The following is a 19545-nucleotide window of genomic DNA, read 5'->3' on the forward strand; positions in this document are numbered from 1 at the left end:
CAGGTAACAAAAAAGCATCGTTTTCCCGATGCTTAAGCTTTATTTAAAATATTACTATTTTATAACTCTACTAAATTTACAGTATCGCCTTCAAATTTTCCTTGAACAATAAGATTCACAACATCTTTTCTAGCTTTTAGCCCACTAAATGTGGATAAACTCTTTATTTCAAAAATGTCGCCTTGACTATCTTTGATCTTTTGTCCTACTTTAAATTTTAAACTAGGTACAGTAACACAAGTGACATCCTTAAAGTCCAAATAATAAACATCTAAAGCTTTCATCTGCCATCCCTCAAATCTTTAAAATCTTTAGCATAATTTTTGATAAGCAATTTTGTATCTTCGATTTCTTTTTCCGTCAGTTTTAATTATTACACAAATACGGAGTTAAGAATATGGCTACATATTGGAAAACAATAAATATAAATAAATCATGGGACTTCAACAATAAACGCTTCAAAAAAGCTAAGACTGAATCATCTAATAGAATTATCCGAGTCAATGATGATCTGTTAAACATTTTAAGCGAGCTTAAGCCAAATAATACTAAGCAAGTTTTTGATAGTGTATTTGGTTCAGTTCCTGGCTCTGGTGCGGTCAATAAAGTTTTACGTAAAGTTCTAAAACAAGCAGGTATTTCCATTATTTTCACAGTCTTAGACACTCGCATGTTGCGCTACTTTTGTATTATGGCGTTGATGTATATGCGATAAGTAAAAGATTAGGTCATGCAGACTTAACGACAACTACTAGAAAATATTCTTACTTGATCGATGAATTTAAAGCTAAATCAGATGATCATATTGAAGATTTGTTAAATAATTTTTCTACAAAAAAAGAGAACAAAAAGCCTATTAGCCCTTATTTTATAAGGTATTGCAATGCGCTTGATCGGAATTGAACCGATGACCTACCGCTTAGGAGGCGGTTGCTCTATCCTGCTGAGCTACAAGCGCAAAAAATAGAATAGTCATTAAAAACGACTATTCCATTATAGGAAGAATTACTTCTAAAGTCAATGATCCTAGTAACCGACCTCGATCTCTTTCAGTAATTTCATGAAATTATGCCGCCTGATCCACTCAGCTAAAGGTGAAAAGATCTTAATTTGTAGTTTAGAAGTCTGCTTTTTGACCAAACTTTCTTCACGATAATCAACTTTAACTTGATCTTTAGCTAACGGTGTCAATTCATAAGCTTCTTTTTTCACATAATGATCTGTTTCGATCTGCAAATGATAACTGCGATCTGGGATCAACTTGATGACCTTGAGTTGAGCTTTGGTCTGATGATCTAACTTAGTAGCATAGCTTAAATCAGATAACTCAGCCACAGTCAATTCGCGTCCTGTTTCTTGCTTGATATCATACAGGAGCGTATCCAACAAACGCTGAAATAAGTATTCGGCTGAAACATTCAAATTCATTGAAATTTCCATCTGCTCTTCCTCTTTCTGCTAGCTTTACTCTCAGTATATCACTTTATCTTCTTTGCACCAGTTATCTAACTTTTCTTACGTTTTCCTTTATTTTTTTGATCACGTTTACGGTTCTTTTTCCGCTTTTTCTTAGCAGATTCAGCTTGAGTTACTGGTTTATTTGGCTTTTTACGAACTGGTCGACTGGGCGCTTGTTTCTTTAACTCAGCTAACTCATTTTGATCTGTAACTAGTTGACGTTGATAAAGATAGACTGGCTCTAGTTCATAGCCCTTTTCTTTGACCAATTGCTTAAACATCCGCAGATCGCGTTCATTACCGATATTAATGACGGTCCCATCAGCACCCATTCGCCCCGTACGTCCAACTCGATGAATATACGTATTGACATTTTTAGGCAGATCATAGTTCACGACAGCAGGTAGCCCTGGAATATCTAATCCTCTAGCCGCTACATCTGTGGTCAATAACAACGCAACTTCTCTTTTCCGCAATTGACGTAAAGCTTGTTCCCGTTCAACTTGACGCTGTTCACTATGCAAACGTGCAACGTTAACATGTGCATGTTTTAACTTTTCGTATGCATCATTTAATTCAGCGGTTTGTTTGAAAAAGACTAGAGCGCAAAAATCATCTAACTGTGCCAACCTACGTAAAGCATCGACGCGCTTTCTTTGTGGAACTTCTAACAAATAATGCTCCACTTGACCTCGAGTATGATCAACTTGGCGAACATCGATCACAGTTGGTTCGATCCCAAACCAGCGATGTAATTCCGATAAGATCGGAGCTTTAGTGGCTGAAAAAAACGAAACAGCTGCCGTTCTAGGCGCATGTGTGATGATCTCACGGCAATCAGCTAGTGTTTCAGCTTCACCCAACAATTCATCTGCCTCATCGATCACGATCGCCTCTAGTTTATGCAATTTTAATTTCTTATCATTGATCAGGTTCAATAATCGGCCTGGTGTCCCGATCACAACTTCAGGTCGCTTTTTTAATTTTTCGATCTGGCGTTTGACATTTGCACCACCTATCAAAGATAAGACATTTAGCTCAAGTAACTTAGCCCATGGGCGGATCACATTAGTCAACTGGGCTGCCAACTCTTGCGATGGAGCTAAGATCAATAATTGCGTACCATCCTTAGGTAAAAGTTGTTCTAACAATGGCAAAGCGTAGGCTAAAGTCTTACCCGAACCAGTTGGAGCCAATCCCAACACACTCTTCTCCTGCGCTAGTAATGGTGCAACTTCCGCTTGGATCGGTGTTAGGGCTTCAAAGCCTTGTTCTTTAAAATAATTCTCAAATTTTGGATTCATACTTACCTTTCTCAGTAGTCGACCTCATCAGCCGGAAAAGCAAGTCCTGCACTTTGACGTAATTTATACAAGACATGATTTACTTCAACGGCTACGGCTAACCACTCCTGCTGTAACTGCTTATTTTGCAGTGAATCCGTATCTCGTAAAACCTCTCCAAAAGCTTTTGCTTCAGCCAACATTGGATTTTTAGCCGGATCCACTGATAACATTGTACCATTTCCTGTGGCATCGACCAATTCCACTTTTTGTAATTCAGCCGCATTATCCATCACGATCGTCTCTTTTAGTCCGTAAATTTCACCAGGCAGATATGAATTGGCTGTCTTACCAACATTTAAGACTACATCATAGCCCGAATAGTTCAAAATGGCTGTCCCAGAGCCATCGATCCCGTTGCGTAATTTTACTGGATAATAATGGACATCTTTGGGGATCCCAAACCAACTGATCGCATCATAGACAAGATATACCCCTAGATCTTGCAAAGCTCCACCTGAAAACTTAGGTGAAAAGACATTTGGTTCTGCTCCCGCTAAAAATTGATCATAACGCGAGGAATATTTTTTATAGGTCAAATTAGCCCCTTGGATCACAGGTAGCTCTTTGACTGCTTGTTTGACACTTTGGAAATTTGGCTCGTGAAAATGTCTAGCTGCCTCAAAGCAATAAAGTTCTGGATGATGATGCAAATATTTCTGTAAGACTTTGAGCTCTGCTGGGTTAGAACACATAGGCTTTTCAACGATCACATGCTTCTTGGCGTTTAAGGCTTGTAAGGTTTGTTCAAAATGCAAACTATTCGGCGATGCAATGTAGACCACCTCAAAAGTACCTTGTTCAAAAAATTCATTTAAATTATCAAAATATTCTGTTACACTTTTGAAATCTGCACCAAATTTTTGCGCTGTGGCTACTTTCCTTGAATATACGCTGGTTAAAGTAAACTCACCTGTAGCTTCTGCGGCTTCAACAAATTGCTTAGTGATCCAATTAGTACCAATGATCCCGAGTTTCATAATAAGTAACCCCTTTCATTTTTTCATTCGTATTTATTATAACAGACTTCGAAATATTAGCGTACTAAGAGCTGATTTGTCCCAAATTTTTAAGCTAAAAATATTCCAAAAGTATGACAAAATTTCTATTATATTTCATTTTCAAATATTACTGGTATTTTACTATTTTTACAGTATAAATCGTGGTATATTATACTCAATAAGAAAATTGGAGGGGTTGAAGCAATGAAACGCAAGGGCTTGATCAGTTTAGGCCAGACTTTATTCAGTAACGTGATCAATTTTAACAAGAAAAGCAAGCAACCACAGGTGTCTCTACCACTGATCTACGCCGGTAGTTGGCAATTTATCGATGAATTAAGTAATCGAACTCATTGTCTTGAGATCACGACTGACTTGCGTATTTTGATCGACCACCGCGAACTTGCGGGACAGATCCAGACCCTCACCGCTAAAGAACTGATTTTTTTGGATGGTTACGGCTATCATCTGCGGATCGATGCCGTTGATAGCAAACCCATCAGCGTCTATGACGAAGCTGATAACCGTGTCTATGAGCTAGTTGATGAGCTTGATCCTGACACACCTTGTTAATAGCACTTATAACCAGACTTCCTCAATACAGGAAGTCTTTTTATTTTGAGTAAACAAAATGCGGTGAGCCTGACTAGGCCTCACCGCATTTTAGATCCAACCATTCTTTTGTGCCAACATGACCGCCTCTAAGCGCGTAGTCGTCCCAGTCTTACTTAAGATCGCTGAGATATAATTGCGCACTGTTCCTTCGGATAAAAACATCCTTTCGGCGATCTCCTTTGTTGTAGTTGCTGAGCGCATCACTTGTAATATCTCTAGTTCTCGCTTGGTCAGTGGCGGCGTTTCAACTGCAAACATCCCTTGGACTAACCGACTTTCATAGATAGTTTGACCTACTAAAACTGCTCTGATCGCACTTATGAGAGTCTCACTAGGTGAATCTTTTAATAAATATCCCGCGACTTGCGCTTTGATTGCTTGTTCAAAATATTTTTGACGCGCAAATGTCGTTAAAATGATTACTTTTACCGATTTTTCTAGCAATGCCAATTGATCTGCGACTTCTAAACCGGTCAGACCTGGCATTTCAATATCTAGTAATGCCACATCTGGTTTTGAATCTAAAATACCATTTAAGGCCGCTTTTCCATCTGCGGCGATACCGACAACTTCAAAATCAGTTTCTAGTTCGAGCAACATTTGTAAAGCTTGCGCGATCATGACTTGATCTTCTGCAAGGTAGATCCTGACCATTAATTCTCAGTTCCTTTCTTTTTAGGGATCGTTAGCGTTATCTGAGTACCATTTTTCGCTTCAAAAGAGCTAGTCCCTGATACTCTTTCGATCCGTTGCTTCATCCCGATTATCCCAAACGAATCTTGTTTTTCTTTGAGTGAAAAACCGGTCCCATTATCTTTTATGATTACTTGATAATTGTACTCATCTTCATTAAATATCACTGTAAAAATATCAGCTTGACTGTGCCTGATAGCATTTGTAACGGCTTCATTTATATTTCTCGCAAATATCTGTTGGACCTCTTGTTTCCAATTCATAGCGCTCGTTTCATTTTCCACTAACAAAACGATCTTGGCCTGCTTTAATTTTTCACTTGCTTCATGTAAGGCTTGGATCAAAGTCTCATTTTTCAGATCACGTACGATCTGTCGAACTAATTTAAGATCATTTCGCGACTCATTTGCGATCTGTTCTAACTGTTCCTTAGTTTTCGCGAGATCTTTTTCCATAAATTTTTGTGCTACTTCTGCTTTAAGGGCTATCAGCGAAAAGCTTTGTCCTAGATCATCATGAAGTGCTTGAGCGATCCGATCACGTTCCGTCGCTAATAAACGTAAGCGCTGATTTTCTTCACGTAAAGCTTGCCGTTTTGCTTGTTGTTCACCCAAAGAACGGGAAGCTATCACTGGCAGTGCAGGCGATAAGATCAGCAAAGCGATCTCAAATATATCTATCTTCGTTGTACCGGTATACACTATATACAATATCCATGAAAGACTCACCCCTAGAGCTAGATAAAATGTCCATAGTAAGCGCTTGAACACTTTTTTACTGACAGGAAAAGAACCGATCAAAAATGAAGTAAAAACAAATAAAAAGATATAATTAAATACAAACGCAAACGTCATATCGATCACTAGTTGTATACTGACCCGCAAACTAAAGTGTTTAGCCGTCATAAAACAATCACGGTAGATCTTGATGTAAACTACAATAACAGCTAACCAAAAATATTTAGCCATCCCTTGAATATCAGTGATCACACTAAATGCAGGTAACATAAAGATCAGCCAAAAATAAGGTGCAAGACCTAAATATTGTGGAAATAAAATCTGTGTACGTAAAAATTTTTTCATATTCATTGGACCCTTCGCATCAACTTTTCACTTAAGTAGATCAAGCTACTCAACAGCCCGCTCCAAATAACGATACCACCAAAATAACCTAGCGTCAGTGACCCACCGTTAACTAATTCGCGTGCGATCTCAGCTACATAATAGACTGGGGTATGTCCACCGAGCACTTGGATCCAATGAGGCAAGAGCTCAAATGGCCACCATAGCCCACTAATGATCGCTAATAAAAAAACAATATTTCCCAAAACATTGACGGTATTTACATTACGCGTTGTTGCCAGCAAAACACCAAGCAACATCAAGGGGGTCGCCAAAAGCGGAATGACCAAAACTAAGATCGCCCATAGTTTTGCCGAAAAAACAATGCCATTGAAGATCCAGCCAGCCACGCCTAAAGCAATAACACATAAAACATTCAATAACCAAAAGCAACTTCCCACAGAAACGTAATACTGCCAGCGCTTCAAGGGTAGAATTTGCAACAACTTAGCATAGCCACTTGTATAGTCTGTTACCAGTGTATTAGCAACTGTTAAAACTGAGCCCAGTAAATTGGCATAGATCATCATCGAGACTAAATAATCACGTTCAAAGCTTGGATCATTACTAGACATGACCTTAGTGAATAATAAGTAAAACATAACTGGGATCAAGATGTCAAAAAATAAGAAACTGGGATTTCTTAAAATGATCCGTTTAAAATTAAATTTGACCTGCTTTATCATCGGCTCGTCCTCCTGTTAATTCGAAAAATAGCTCATTCAATGATCCTTGTTCAATATTTAAGTTTTCAATTGCTGGTAAATATGGCATCAAGCGTGGCAAACATTCATTTAGCTGCGTCGTTTTTAAAGTATAGCTCCCTGCATCAGCTTTGACCGCTAAGATCCCCGGTAGCTCAACAAATAGACTTTGATCCAACCGACTATCAAAACTAAGCGTCACCACCTGATGACCTTGTTGCAACTGTTGTAAAGTACCATCAAAAGCCAACTTTCCGTCTTTTAAGATCAAAAAACGTTGTGCGACTCCTTGTAATTCCTCTAAATAATGACTTGTGATCAAAAAGGTCTTACCTAATGCTTGCAAGTTTTTGATCTGTTGCCAAAATTTTTGCCGACTCACCACATCCATCCCTACTGTTGGCTCATCTAAAAAGATCAACTCAGGATCACCAGCTAAGCATAAGGCAAAATTTAAACGTCTTCTTTGACCACCAGAAAGTTTAGACAAAAATTGGTTTTGTTTATCTGCTAGATCAGCGATCTGTAACAACTCGGCGTAATCTTTGCTATTAGGATAATAGCTTTGCCAAAGTTTGATGACCTCTTTGACCGTTACTCTTTCTAATGAAAAATCGTTTTGTAACATGACACCGATCTTCTCAGTTTTTAAGTGCTTACTTCCTAAGATCTTGACTTTTCCACTATCCTTTGTGATCATTTGTAGCAAAACATTTAACAGAGTGGATTTCCCAGCACCATTTTTTCCCAAAAGGGCTACGATCTCCCCCCGATCAACTGAAAAGTTCAATTGCTTTAGGACTGGTTTTTGGACATAAGTTTTAGTTAGTCCAGCTACTTCGATAACTTTTTTCATTGGTCTCACTTCCATACTCAAGATAATTTCATTTTAAATGAAAGCTACTCTTGTCCCTAGAACCAACTGTCATGACATCTCATGACAATTGTCACAAAAAAACAGTCGTCCCTTAGATGACTGTTAGTTTAACAATTTATTCGATTGCTTGGTTTAGCATAATTTTGGCCTAAATAATAGGTCAGGATCACTAAAACAAAGAGGCCCACAAAGACCAAATAGCTGGACTCGATCCCAAATGTACCACCGTTTAACATCGCGTACCCAGAAACTGGGTGCGACTCTAGGATCACACTTGTACCATTGATCCCTGAAACTGGGGTACCAAATATCGGTCCTTCGGCAAAGTTCCAAGCACTATGAAACGCACCTGCTAACCAAAGATCACCGGTATAGGTCCGAAACAAGCTCATCAAGATCCCAAAGAGCGTCAAACCAATGAGCGCATTGATCCCGATCCCACTATTTCCTAAGTGAGCAAGGGCAAATGCCAAAGCCGAGATGAGGATCGCCCAACGTTTTGAAACTTCTTTTTCCAATCTTCCTTGTAAATAGCCCCGAAAGATCACTTCTTCAGTCATCCCTTGCATCCCAAAACCTAGCAAAAAGGCTAATAATACTGTCCAATTTGAATTTTGCCAGATGACACTCACACTAAATGCTTTACCCAAGACCGCGATCCCCCAGATCAAGGCAAAAAATGCTAGTCCGAGAACATATCCAGTCGCATAGCGCAAGAACGAGCCTTTTTTATCAAATGGCATGATCTGATGTAACTGCTTTGGATCACCTTTATACTCTTGTTTCAAGATGAAGACAACAATTATCTCACCGATCAATCCAAGTCCTAGGGCCAGTGGCGAAAAGATATCACCTAGATCACCTGAGAAAGCCGCCATCAATAACCCAGTAAAAATCATGATCAGTCCCATTGGGATCGATGATACGATCATCAATAGAAGTGTCCATAAAAAAATTCTACCGATCCGTTTTAATTTATCCATTTACTCACGTCCTTTTTTACATAAAAATTAAAACACAAAAAATAAGTAAAAGCTAGTAAAATGCGGTTATGTCAGAAGTCTACCATTGAAGTTCAAAACACCGATATCAAAAATCACATCTGACAAAAATAAAACAAGGAACTCACTATGATACAAGCTTTGCATCATAATGAGTTCCTCGTTTTACACCCCGCGCTGACTACATTTTCTTACATTTTAACGCTTACTTATTTAACCAAGCTTCTTTTTCATCTAAGAATTTTTCTACACATTCTTCCAAACTCAGACCAGTTCGTTCAGCTAAAACCGCTAGCCACCAAACAGATTCCCCGATTTTTTGGTCTAATTCATCGTTACTTGTCTTAGGCCAACGTCCTTGTTGATCCATCGTTAAGCGCCCCACTAAAGCGGCATCTGTTAGAAAAGCTAAGGCATCTTCTTCAATTGACCACCGTGAGCCATGATGCTTTTCTTCTAGCGCATGATACTTTTGCCGGATCGCATGTGAACGTGCACTTACTTCATTTAGATCCACTCAGTTATTCTCCTTTGTTGCATTTCCAGTAGCATAGTCGATCTTTAACCCTTTTTGAACATTAGGGATAAAAACATTATACTCCAACGAGCCATCACTTGCTTTAGCTTCTAAATGAGCGCCTGATGGTACTAAATTATTACCACTATAGATATTGGTCACCCGATAACGAACTGTTTTATTTCTATCTAAAGCTTTACGAACTAAACTTTCATAATAATTTTGACCAGTCGAATAGCTTGCATTAGCCTCATTAGCCCAAGCAGTTTGAGTCGCAATATTTTTGGGATTGCTCTCGCTGGCATCAAATCCACGAATATTTCCCACTAAAGCATATCCCAATAAATGCCCACGATCATAAGCATGATTATAGGCGCCACTCAAATTAGTCAATTGTTTAAAGCCTTGGGGTTTCCATTTAGTCGCCCCATTATTTGTTTGATGGCGATTTTTATATTGTCTAGTCGTCTTATTTAAAAGAGCATTGGCTACTGTGGGACGTTTCAAATTATCAACTTCATTAGTTGCATACGGTGCACTAGAGACTTTAGCCTTTAAATTCGTCTTATTATTATTGACGATAAAAGCTCCACTATTGTTCCATTTTAGGTTTTGTTGTCCGCCAAGTTGTTTAACAACATCAGGTGTCAAAACTGTTTGAGCTAATTGTTGTGATGGAGTACTCTTTTTTAATTCACCTGAGCCACTCGAGCTATTTTTTTGATGTGTGCGCCAGCCACCAAAATGAGTCGTTGCTTTTGCCGTTACTGGTGCCCCGATCGCGCCACTGAGCATTAAGGCTGCCGCAAATCCTGTCAATATTTTTTTAAACTTCATAATGTCCTCCGTAAAAAAAGACCAACAGAATCATCCATTGGTCTCTGTTTGTTCGATTATTATAAAATGTTGATATTATGTGCGCGACACTTTTCGATCATTTCTTTAGGCCAAATACTTGCTTGGACTTCACCAACATGCGCTTTACCTAATAACAACATACACAAGCGCGATTGTCCGATCCCGCCACCGATCGTGTATGGCAATTCCTTATTCAAGATCATTTGATGGTAGGGTAATTGCTTACGATCAAGGGCATCAGCTGCTGCTAATTGGGCTAACATCGAGTCCTCGTCAACGCGGATCCCCATACTTGAAAGTTCTAAGCGACAGTTGAGTGGTTCATACCAAAATAAGATATCACCATTCAAACTCCAATCATCATAATCAGGAGCACGTCCATCATGCTTTTCTCCACTCTTCAAGGTACCACCGATCTGCATCAAAAAGACCGCGCCGTGTTCTTGACAGATCTTATCTTCCCGTTCTTCGGGAGTGAGTTTAGGATACATATCTTCTAATTCTTGAGTAGTGATAAAGAAGATATCATCAGGCAATTTATTGACCGCTTCAGGGTATTTATACCAGACTTCATTTTCCATATGCTTGATCACTTTGAAGATCCGTCTGACCGTATCTTCAAGGGTCGTAACATTGCGTTCATCTTTAGTGATGATCTTTTCCCAATCCCATTGATCAACATAGCTTGAATGGTAGTTATCCAACGTTTCATCTTTTCGGATCGCGTTCATGTTAGTATATAGCCCTTCATGTAGCTTGAAGCCATACTGTTTTAGAGCCATTCGTTTCCATTTAGCTAAAGAATGGACGACTTCAATGGTATCATTTGGGATACTCTCCATCGTAAAAGATACAGGTGTTTCATACCCATTCAAATTATCATTCAACCCCGAACTCTTTTCTACATACATTGGTGCTGAAACACGTGATAAGCCAAGCTCTTTGCCAAATTCATCTTGGAAGGTCTCCCGAATATAACGGATCGCTTCTTGTGTCTTTTTGACATCAAGCTTGGGATCATAATCTTTTGGAATAATAAGATCCATAAATGTCATCCTTTCTCAGTTAGTTAGTTTAATTTTACCTTAAAATAATTAGATTGCAATCTTTATTTTTTGAATTTCGTACCTTATTTTTTGATTTAACTACTTCCAAACGTTTTCAATGGTGACGTTTTCAGCAAAATGTTATACTTACCGTAGTTTATAAATGAAAGGATGATCGTGATGGATTTTACTACACTCGTTCAAAAAAGGCACTCGACTCGCGCTTTTACTGATCAAGTTATCCCTAGATCACAGCTTGATCAGGTCATCCAAGATGCTCTAACGACACCATCTTGGGTCAATTCCCAGCCTTGGCGTGTCTATGTTGCCACGGGGAAAACTTTAGCTTTGATCAAAGAAAAACACCGTGAAGCAGTCAACCAAGGTGATCTCGGCCAACCAGAATATCCTGTTTTAAGTCGAGATAAGTGGGATCAACGTTCACAAGCAAACATGGCCGCTTGGACGACCGAATTTAAGCAACGTTTCCAACCTGGTGAAGTTGATTTTCGTAAAAGTCAAGCTGATCTCTTCAATGCCCAAGCACTCATCTATATCACGCTACCAAAAAACTTATCCCTTTGGTCAGTCCATGATATCGGTGCTTTTACCCAAACATTAGTCTTAAGCGCTACCGCTCAAGGACTTGCTTCGATCACTGCTTATGAATTAGTCAAATTTCCTACTCTTGTCAAAGAGATCATGGAGATATCTAGCAGTGAAACTTTAGCCGTTGGAGTGGCTTTAGGTTATGCCTCAACTGCACCTTTAAATAGTTTTAGTCCTAATAAGCTTACCTTAGAACAAGTTGCTACCTTTAAAGATTAAAAGTGACCCGTCCTTTCCCATTATAGAAAAGGACGGTCACTTTTTTTCTATGATCTTAAAAATTACATTCATCGACCGTTCCTGTCATCTCAGCCCAACGTGCAGCTAGTAGCTTGGCATAGCTCAAATCAGAGAGCCCATATGCTGCTAAGGAGTACCCTTCATTGATCTCGATCAAGATAGTCTTACCTGCTTTAGTGACTCCGAAATCAATCCCATAGCCAGCTGGTGCCTCAACTTCATACGTTGCAATACAATTTTTAACAATCTCGGGATCAAGATGCTGTTCCCAATCACCATAATATTGTTTGACTCCTAGGATATCACCGTAGCGCACATATACTCGCCATTCGGCTACGATATCGACCACTTCACTACAAATAACCGTAGCATTTTCAAACGATGATCCTAGGCCGATCAAATCTTTTGGTGTACGAATAACTTTGCCCGTGAATTTTTTCCCTTCAACCGGCTTAACAAATACCGGCCACATTTCAGGATGAGTATTAATGTAATCGATATGTGAGTACCAAATTTTTCGACCTAAATATTCTTGAACGATCTTAGGATAATTTATTTCCTAATATGCGATTCCTAACTGGTGTAATCTTTGGCGGATCGTACCTATTCCTCCGACAAAAATATCTTGTTGCTCAATTTGAGTTGGATCAAGTTCACTTAGCTTCGAGAATAATTCGATCTCAAAACCTAACTGCTCAAATCCCTTAAGTGCTTGATACGCATTTATGCTATATGGTAATTTATTTCTCCCCAATTGAACATAAACTTTCATTTTTTATCTCGCTTTCCATTCCATCTGATACTCTACTTGACCGGTCGCCTCATCCAGCTGTTCCTTTACCACGACAAAATCTGCGCGCCGATAGAAATTTAGTGCACGCTCATTTTTAGCATAGACAGCTAAGCTCAACTGCTGTTTTTGTTGTTTGGCTTTAGCTAACAGCTTGCTTCCGATACCTTTACCTTGTGCCTTGTCAGCCACAAAGATCCCCGCAATGTGATCAGCTTGCAGTCCGATAAAGCCTAGAAGCTCATTTCCCTCTTCATAGACCCAGATTTCAGCTTGAAGCAACATTTCTTTAACTAATGCATAGTTGTCCTGCCAATATTTAGCCGGAATAAAATCATGGGCTGAAATATTTGTAGCCAGCCAAAGCTCCATGACTTGTTCTAAATCATCCGTTTTAAATTTTCTGATCATAAACTAACCATTCCCTTCCATACCATGATACAATAATTGCACACAACAAAAAAGTGAGGACTTAATAATGGAACAGATCCATGAATATATACAACGTATCGATGATCCAGATAACCGTTTGAGCTTTGGCGACTTTATCAACTGGCTAACGACTGACTTTCCTGAATTAAAGCCAGAATACAAATGGAATCAGCCAATGTTCACCCATCATGGAACTTTTATCATCGGCTTTAGTGTGGCTACCAAGCATTTTACTGTGGCACCTGAAATGCGTACTTTTGAGCACTTTTTACCACAGATCAAAGACCTAAAGCTCAAACATGGCAAAAAGACTTTCCAGCTCCAATTTGGCCAAGATATCCCATACGACTTACTGCGTGCGCTCATCAATTATACGCTAGCAGACAAACAAAACGTTACTAGTTTTTGGGATAAACGTAAAGTTGGCGAATAAAAAATACCGTAAATCTCATTAATACTGCTATCAAACAAGGGACCTAGCTCGATGCACACACATCATGCTAGGTCCCTTGCTATTCATCCAGCGCTTGCCTGTATTGGCCCACACTTTTTAACTAAAGTTCTCTCAAAACAAGATCATATCGGAGTATTTCTCTCTACGCCTGTGGCTTGCGAATTTGTTCCGTCAACGGTTCATAAGAGCTGAGCAGTGAGAGCGACTCACTACTTTCTTATGCATTCCTCGACCGTGGCAAGTATTTCAACTTCCAACATCAACTCGAACATTCAGCATTTTCATATATTTGTATGATAACTGCCGCCTTGAGCGATGTACCTGCTTCTTTTCTTATACTGTTATTTCTAACATTCACAGCAACACACTTGGTTGGATATTACCAATGTAAACTGTATCCATCCCTGAATAACAGCAATATTGGCTTCTTCTCACTGAGCGTCTATTATCATGTGGAAAAGTTCAGTACGTTAATTCTGGGCTACATTTGCATACCTCTTGGCCTCTTTTGCTTTTACAAAACGCCATGATGTCACCACCACTTTGATAGTCACTAGCCAGTATCCCAACTAGCAAACTACGAGGGCTTAACCTCCGAGATATCTTAGCAAAGCGTTCAACTTCTCTGCACTAAGTTCGATATGATCTTGTTTTCAAAGAACTTTAGTATTATCATTATACACCCTTTATCTCTTTTGACAAGCTTTTTGATCAACAAAAACCCTCTTGCTGATCAAATGAGCCAAGAGGGAAAGTTAGTTATTCAATTATGATTACGCCTCTTTTGTCTTAGCAAATGCCAAGTAACCGCAAGCTACGGCACCTAATGCGATAAAAATAATTGCAGCGATCATGTTGCCTTTAGAGACCATCGTAACTGCGATCGTTGCAAACAAACTGATGATCGTCAATAAGATACCAGATTTTTGCAATGTGTTGAGTTCATTGAATTTGTCTTTGAAGCCAACTGCTAGCATCAATGAGCCTGCAAATGAACCCAAACCAAAGAGCACGTGTAAAACGATAAATAACATGTCCATCCCAGCACCTCCTTTTCCTTCTTTACTTAAAAATATACAGGATGTGTTAGGTAAACACAACTTTTTTGTCTTTTACACAATAGATCACTTTACCTACTCTTGTTCCATGATAAATTCAGCTAGCAAACTAGCCCGTTCGATCATTGAACTGACTTTAGCAAACTCTTGGTCTGTGTGCGCTCCATCACCGACAACGCCTACACCATCTAAACAAGGAACGCCATTTGTCACCATAATGCCTGCATCCGAGGCTCCGCTATCACCTACTGCTTCTAGCGTGAGCAAATTTACTCGCTGGGCTGTCTGTTTGAGATCAGCAAAAAGCTGCTTTACCTGTTTTGTTTCTTCCATACTGTCGATCTTAGTTCTGACCGTAACTTCAGTCGTGGTATCTAAAACAAGATGTTCTTGGGTGAGCTGAATGATCTTTGCCAACAGCTCCTTTCTTTGTTTTTCAGTTTTGAACCTAACACCTAGACTGACCTTAGCTCTGTCAGGAATAATGTTTTCACTTATCCCACCACTGATCATCCCACAGTTGACATGGATCCCCTGGGTCATGTCGGTCAAGGCAGCCAATTTAGGGAGCTTATCAGCTAACTCTAGGATCGCACTGCGCCCCTTTTGCGGTTCTATCCCCGAATGAGCTGCTTTACCATGCACCGTGATATCAATGATCATCCCGCCACGCTGGTGAGTGCTGATCTGGGTACACTTAGCAGCACCTTCCAAATTCAAACCATATGCACCCCCTGTAACTTCTTGTGCCATGATCGCAGCTGCGCGTGAATCAAAATGTAATTTTTCTTCATCACTTACAATGATCATTTTTAGCGGGCGTTTTAGCAAAGAAACTCGTTGTAACGCTTGGATAGCAAATAATCCAATGACCAAGCCGGCTTTCATATCATAGACTCCCGGGCCCAGCATTTTATCGCCGACTACCTTAAAGGGCCGTGCTGTGGCTGTTCCCACTGGAAAGACAGTATCTAGATGACCACTTAAGATCACAGGCGCTTGATCCTTAACGCCAGCTAACTCACCAACCAAGACCATTCCTGGCTTTCCTTGATCGATCTGGCGGATCTGCATCCCTAAAGACTGCATTTTTTCACTCAAGACCGTTGCCACTTGTTTGATCCCTGCTAGATGAGTTGAGGGACTGTCGATATTAACTAATTTTTCAGTTAAAGCGATCATTTCTGCTCGCTGTGACACTAAATATTGCTGGATATTTCTCATAATACCATCTCCTAATGTAAATAATTGATCGCAAAACCTGCAAAAAAGACTGAGATCAACGTTACTGTTACCAATCCTGCGGTCAACATCTTAGGCAAAAAATAGTTTTCTAAAGCATTTTGTTCAGCGGATGTCTTACCTAAACTAGCTGCGACTTCTTGTGACATGATCATCGTTGTCGGAAAGCCAAAGGTACACGTCAACCCCAAAGCGACCGCCATCTCAAACGAAACTTGACTGAAGCGACTGATCAATAACGCTGTCAAGATCACACCGACCGTACCGATCGCTAGACAGATCAATAAAGGTCCGATAACGATCAGCACTTGCTGGGGACTCGTATTAGCCAAACTATCTAGAATAACTACGGTCACTAAAAATGTTATCAGTCCACTTGAAGCTGTTTTTTCCAAACTCCCTTTTTCCAAAAAACCTAGCTGATAAAATATGATCCCGAAGATAAAACAGATCACTAAGTAATTTATCTTGCCGTGAACAACTAAACTTGCCCCATAGCTAAGCGAAGCGACCAAGCCTAATTTAGCTAGACACATGACTGGAGTTGTTGGTAGCTGTTGCAAGAATTTACCAGTTGTTTTAACTTTTGTTTCAGCTTTAGATTCGAATACACCTCTCTCCAAAAAACGTTGCGCCTCTTTGCGTAAAGCATAGGTCGCGATCGGAATCCCGACAAAATTTTGAAAAGTCAGCACGGCTAAAGCATAAGTCGTTAAAGTTTGCATGTGATGACTTTTAAGCGCGTTCAATAAAACTAAAGTTGCTGCATTTCCTCCAGCATATATCGGGGCTCCAATGATCCCATAATTCTTATGTCCCAACAAAAGTGCAACTAAAATTATCAAAACACTAGCACCGATAGCACAGGTAATCGCGATCATGACCACTTTAGATTGGCGTTTCAATTCACCAAGATCGATCGTTGTTCCCAATGATGTCAACATCAAGCCCACGATCGCCATCCCAAAAGTATCGATCCCACTGACAACAAACATATCTTTGGGCAGGATACCTAACCAAAATCCTATCAACGATAACACTGAGACTGTTAAAACCGTATCGATGATCGCATGAGTCTTTTGTGCGATCAACTCACTAAAAGCATACATGACCAAAACGGCCGTTAGATCTAAAACTACAGACATCTAAATCCCTCCAAACTCTATGTAAATATCGTTTCTCAATTTAGATACCTGTGATATATTCAGATACAAAAAGACCGCACAGCCTATATCAGATCTGTGCGGTCACTATTTATCAGAGTCAGCACAGGTACATCTTGAGAAAGCCCAAATAGATCGTACCTGTGAATACCACGAGATGCGATCAAGAAATGTACCAGACTTGCCAACTAGTTTGTTCATAACGCAGATTCATAGTATTGACTCCTTTCCTGTAATAATTGTCTGAATTATAGTTTTAGTAAAAATAAATGTCAAGCACCTATTTTTTGGGATTTTTAACGGCTTTAAAAATCTCGCCTTATTCCTAAAAGGATCTTTAGCAAAGAAAAATTTTACACACACATTTATGTAAATAAAAAATATTTTTCTTAGCATCCCATATTTCATAAAGTGTCATTTTTTAAACGCGATAAAACTAATGCGATCCAAACAGAGATCAATGCGGGCAAGACTAAAATGATCAGATCAGTTGGATCAGTTAGATTCAAGGCACTGATATCACTGGCTTTAAAATGTTCACTCTTTAAAACACTCAAAAAATTATCGAACATAACTTGATAAACAGTTACATAGATCAAGCCCCATTGGATCATATACTCACTCAGTACTTGAACTTGCGATGATATCTTGAATTTTACATTCAAAAACCGATTTAACCAGTACAAAATGATCCCATTTATGATCGCGATCACTAAGATCATTGAAAAGATGCTCCCCGCCCCATCTGACAACATTTTTTCAAGCGGTAACATAAAAAACACTAACGTCAACAACTCAAACAAAAGACAACCTAATAACGTCTCGATCCCAACAAAGAAGAAAGCCTTGCTTATCTTTAAAGCTTTTTGTTTTCCTAGACCCGCTAAAAAGCCCGAAAAGATGATCAAGATCGCCAAAGCTAAAAATATCATTTAAAATTCCTTTCCCAAATCAAAAGAGAGACTATACGAATAACGAGGGACCGACTATGATGTATCATCACAGCGAGTTCCTCGTTATTCACTAGGCTTTATCTCTACTGTATAGCTTGAATGCGCATTATGACATCATAACTATATTGGACAAACAGCCTCTCAAATATTTATTTTAATGTTCCGATGCGCCGGTATTAGCATCAGGTGTCATTTCAGCACTTGGTGTTTCAGAAGCACCTGTGTTGACATCAGGCATCATACCCATCTTGCCGCCGACCAAATGTTGCCCTGTTTCTTTCAAATACCAATCTAGCCATGGCTTGAAATTAAAGACTAGTTCATTGATCCCGGCATAGGAACCATCTGGATAATACATTGCCTGATAATGGTGCGTATTGACCACATTTTCTGGTGAACCCGGAACGATCGTACGCACAAACTCCTGATTTCCGTTGCGTAAAGTCCCTACGACCCATTCAACATTTTTCATCCGCGCCGGTGGCAATGAATTATGCACCGTCGATAACCGGCTACCAGATTGAGCTGGTATCCGTTTAGCTAACATGGTCTCTGGATCTTGATGCGCATTATTGTAGTATAAGAACTGATTATTATCGTCTGCATAAGTCAATTCAAACGGCATCGATTTCAAGAACATATTGATCTGATCGACAGTTAAGATCCCATGGTCGAGCTTGACATAAGTATCGCCTGAAACCGCCCCTGTGATCTTCGCTACTTTTTCGACCCATTCGGGATCATCGGGATCAACTTCAGTTACCGTTGTTTTGATCGGATGGTTAGCATCTAGATCTTCGGGTGCGATCGGTTTTGGTTTTTTTAACGAACTGACCACTTCAACGTATTTGATAAAATTATCTAAACACGTCTCTAAAAAGTTGACTGTATCTTGACTAATGATGTTTCCTTCATCATCAAATGCTTCTTTAGCTTTTTCTAACAAAAATTCATTCCCGGGTAATGTATACGCATTGACCCCGGGTGCATCTAAGATCTCACGCAAATGGGTTTGAGCACGCGAAGTTCCTTGGTCATAATAAGAAGTCCCAACGATCATCACAGGTTTACTTTCAAACGGATGAACTTGATAAGACAACCATTCTAAAACACTCTTCAACGCTGCCGTGATCGTATGATTATGTTCTGGTGTAGCGATAATGACCCCATCTGCACGTGTGATCTTATTGTTCAAAAGGCGTAATTGGAAGCTGTCTGCCCAATTATCATCTTGATTGAACATTGGAACTTCATCGATCTCCAAGATCTCCAGTTCAAATTTTGATTTGAATTGTTTTCTAATATATTCCAACAATAAACGATTATATGATTGTTCTGCACTAGAGCCAACGATGCCAACAAATTTCATT

General features: G+C 39.5%; 25 protein-coding genes and 1 tRNA gene. 5 read left to right on the plus strand and 21 right to left on the minus strand.

Features of this window, described 5'->3' with window-relative positions; translation table 11 throughout:
• Window positions 1-59 precede the first annotated feature (59 nt).
• Complete coding sequence (locus LMU01S_RS04820; RefSeq protein WP_056958722.1) at window positions 60-284, minus strand: hypothetical protein; 225 nt, start codon at window positions 282-284, stop codon at window positions 60-62.
• Window positions 285-397: 113 nt separating this feature from the next.
• Between LMU01S_RS04820 and LMU01S_RS10675 the strand changes: the two genes are divergently transcribed.
• Window positions 398-715, plus strand: coding sequence for a site-specific integrase (locus LMU01S_RS10675; RefSeq protein ID WP_056958724.1), 318 nt, complete (start codon window positions 398-400; stop codon window positions 713-715).
• Window positions 685-903: a hypothetical protein gene (locus tag LMU01S_RS10680; protein ID WP_225354602.1), complete on the plus strand. Its 219-nt coding sequence runs from the start codon at window positions 685-687 to the stop codon at window positions 901-903. Before LMU01S_RS10675 ends, LMU01S_RS10680 begins: the two co-directional genes overlap by 31 nt.
• On the opposite strand, the gene LMU01S_RS04830 is transcribed toward LMU01S_RS10680, so the two are convergent.
• The 4 genes from LMU01S_RS04830 to LMU01S_RS04845 all read right to left on the minus strand — a co-directional run bounded on the left by LMU01S_RS04830 (window position 885) and on the right by LMU01S_RS04845 (window position 3784).
• A tRNA-Arg gene (locus tag LMU01S_RS04830) sits at window positions 885-958 on the minus strand. The two genes, LMU01S_RS10680 and LMU01S_RS04830, sit on opposite strands and share 19 nt — an antisense overlap.
• A gap of 68 nt (window positions 959-1026) precedes the next feature.
• Window positions 1027-1440, minus strand: a complete 414-nt coding sequence (locus LMU01S_RS04835) for a DUF3284 domain-containing protein (RefSeq protein WP_004049310.1) — start codon at window positions 1438-1440, stop codon at window positions 1027-1029.
• Between the two features lie 65 nt (window positions 1441-1505).
• Complete coding sequence (locus LMU01S_RS04840; RefSeq protein ID WP_004049312.1) at window positions 1506-2762, minus strand: DEAD/DEAH box helicase; 1257 nt, start codon at window positions 2760-2762, stop codon at window positions 1506-1508.
• 11 nt (window positions 2763-2773) lie between these two features.
• Entirely contained in the window at window positions 2774-3784 is a 1011-nt protein-coding gene (locus LMU01S_RS04845; protein ID WP_056958727.1) for a Gfo/Idh/MocA family protein, read from the minus strand.
• Between the two features lie 222 nt (window positions 3785-4006).
• Between LMU01S_RS04845 and LMU01S_RS04850 the strand changes: the two genes are divergently transcribed.
• Window positions 4007-4375 (plus strand): DUF4828 domain-containing protein, encoded by a 369-nt coding sequence (locus LMU01S_RS04850; RefSeq protein WP_056958729.1) that lies wholly within the window; start codon window positions 4007-4009, stop codon window positions 4373-4375.
• A 90-nt stretch (window positions 4376-4465) separates the two neighbouring features.
• Here LMU01S_RS04850 and LMU01S_RS04855 read toward each other — a convergent pair whose 3' ends face one another.
• From LMU01S_RS04855 to asnA, 8 genes are all read right to left on the minus strand, one after another.
• A complete protein-coding gene (locus LMU01S_RS04855) occupies window positions 4466-5071 on the minus strand; it encodes a response regulator transcription factor (protein WP_056958731.1) in 606 nt (201 codons plus the stop codon).
• Window positions 5071-6192, minus strand: a complete 1122-nt coding sequence (locus tag LMU01S_RS04860) for a sensor histidine kinase (RefSeq protein ID WP_056958733.1) — start codon at window positions 6190-6192, stop codon at window positions 5071-5073. Before LMU01S_RS04860 ends, LMU01S_RS04855 begins: the two co-directional genes overlap by 1 nt.
• Before the next feature lie 2 nt (window positions 6193-6194).
• Complete coding sequence (locus LMU01S_RS04865; protein WP_056958735.1) at window positions 6195-6917, minus strand: ABC transporter permease; 723 nt, start codon at window positions 6915-6917, stop codon at window positions 6195-6197.
• Complete coding sequence (locus LMU01S_RS04870) at window positions 6895-7791, minus strand: ABC transporter ATP-binding protein (protein ID WP_056958737.1); 897 nt, start codon at window positions 7789-7791, stop codon at window positions 6895-6897. Before LMU01S_RS04870 ends, LMU01S_RS04865 begins: the two co-directional genes overlap by 23 nt.
• 128 nt (window positions 7792-7919) lie before the next feature.
• A complete protein-coding gene (locus tag LMU01S_RS04875; protein WP_056958739.1) occupies window positions 7920-8795 on the minus strand; it encodes a CPBP family intramembrane glutamic endopeptidase in 876 nt (291 codons plus the stop codon).
• 223 nt (window positions 8796-9018) lie between these two features.
• Window positions 9019-9330 carry a nucleoside triphosphate pyrophosphohydrolase family protein gene (locus LMU01S_RS04880; protein WP_056958741.1) on the minus strand — a complete coding sequence of 104 codons (312 nt, stop codon included), beginning with the start codon at window positions 9328-9330 and terminating at the stop codon, window positions 9019-9021.
• A complete protein-coding gene (locus tag LMU01S_RS04885; RefSeq protein WP_056958742.1) occupies window positions 9331-10167 on the minus strand; it encodes a DNA/RNA non-specific endonuclease in 837 nt (278 codons plus the stop codon). It lies immediately after the preceding gene.
• Between the two features lie 59 nt (window positions 10168-10226).
• On the minus strand, window positions 10227-11234 hold the full coding sequence (asnA, locus tag LMU01S_RS04890) for an aspartate--ammonia ligase (RefSeq protein WP_056958744.1): 1008 nt from the start codon (window positions 11232-11234) through the stop codon (window positions 10227-10229).
• 180 nt (window positions 11235-11414) lie between these two features.
• Here asnA and LMU01S_RS04895 point away from each other — a divergent pair, with 180 nt between their 5' ends.
• Window positions 11415-12062 carry a nitroreductase gene (locus LMU01S_RS04895; RefSeq protein WP_056958746.1) on the plus strand — a complete coding sequence of 216 codons (648 nt, stop codon included), beginning with the start codon at window positions 11415-11417 and terminating at the stop codon, window positions 12060-12062.
• Between the two features lie 55 nt (window positions 12063-12117).
• Here LMU01S_RS04895 and LMU01S_RS04900 read toward each other — a convergent pair whose 3' ends face one another.
• The 3 genes from LMU01S_RS04900 to LMU01S_RS04905 are packed head-to-tail and all read right to left on the minus strand — an operon-like array spanning window position 12118 to window position 13284.
• Complete coding sequence (locus LMU01S_RS04900) at window positions 12118-12639, minus strand: ATP-grasp domain-containing protein (protein ID WP_225354604.1); 522 nt, start codon at window positions 12637-12639, stop codon at window positions 12118-12120.
• Window positions 12640-12642: 3 nt separating this feature from the next.
• Entirely contained in the window at window positions 12643-12855 is a 213-nt protein-coding gene (locus LMU01S_RS10685) for a hypothetical protein (RefSeq protein ID WP_225354603.1), read from the minus strand.
• Window positions 12856-12858: 3 nt separating this feature from the next.
• The gene (locus LMU01S_RS04905; protein WP_056958748.1) at window positions 12859-13284 is read right to left on the minus strand and encodes an N-acetyltransferase; all 426 of its coding nucleotides are present in this window, start codon (window positions 13282-13284) and stop codon (window positions 12859-12861) included.
• A 67-nt stretch (window positions 13285-13351) separates the two neighbouring features.
• Between LMU01S_RS04905 and LMU01S_RS04910 the strand changes: the two genes are divergently transcribed.
• On the plus strand, window positions 13352-13738 hold the full coding sequence (locus LMU01S_RS04910; protein ID WP_056958749.1) for an iron chaperone: 387 nt from the start codon (window positions 13352-13354) through the stop codon (window positions 13736-13738).
• A gap of 794 nt (window positions 13739-14532) precedes the next feature.
• On the opposite strand, the gene LMU01S_RS04915 is transcribed toward LMU01S_RS04910, so the two are convergent.
• The 5 genes from LMU01S_RS04915 to LMU01S_RS04940 form a co-directional block, all read right to left on the minus strand.
• Window positions 14533-14799 carry a hypothetical protein gene (locus LMU01S_RS04915; protein ID WP_005922582.1) on the minus strand — a complete coding sequence of 89 codons (267 nt, stop codon included), beginning with the start codon at window positions 14797-14799 and terminating at the stop codon, window positions 14533-14535.
• A gap of 93 nt (window positions 14800-14892) precedes the next feature.
• A complete protein-coding gene (locus tag LMU01S_RS04920) occupies window positions 14893-16041 on the minus strand; it encodes a M20/M25/M40 family metallo-hydrolase (RefSeq protein WP_056958751.1) in 1149 nt (382 codons plus the stop codon).
• An 11-nt stretch (window positions 16042-16052) separates the two neighbouring features.
• Complete coding sequence (locus tag LMU01S_RS04925; RefSeq protein ID WP_056958753.1) at window positions 16053-17204, minus strand: hypothetical protein; 1152 nt, start codon at window positions 17202-17204, stop codon at window positions 16053-16055.
• Window positions 17205-17626: 422 nt separating this feature from the next.
• The gene (locus LMU01S_RS04935) at window positions 17627-18154 is read right to left on the minus strand and encodes an SA1002 family membrane protein (RefSeq protein ID WP_056958757.1); all 528 of its coding nucleotides are present in this window, start codon (window positions 18152-18154) and stop codon (window positions 17627-17629) included.
• A 175-nt stretch (window positions 18155-18329) separates the two neighbouring features.
• Entirely contained in the window at window positions 18330-19544 is a 1215-nt protein-coding gene (locus tag LMU01S_RS04940; protein WP_056958759.1) for an NAD(P)H-dependent oxidoreductase, read from the minus strand.
• Window position 19545 lies beyond the last annotated feature (1 nt).

It is taken from the genome of Ligilactobacillus murinus DSM 20452 = NBRC 14221 (assembly GCF_001591685.1).
Lineage (GTDB): Bacteria > Bacillota > Bacilli > Lactobacillales > Lactobacillaceae > Ligilactobacillus > Ligilactobacillus murinus.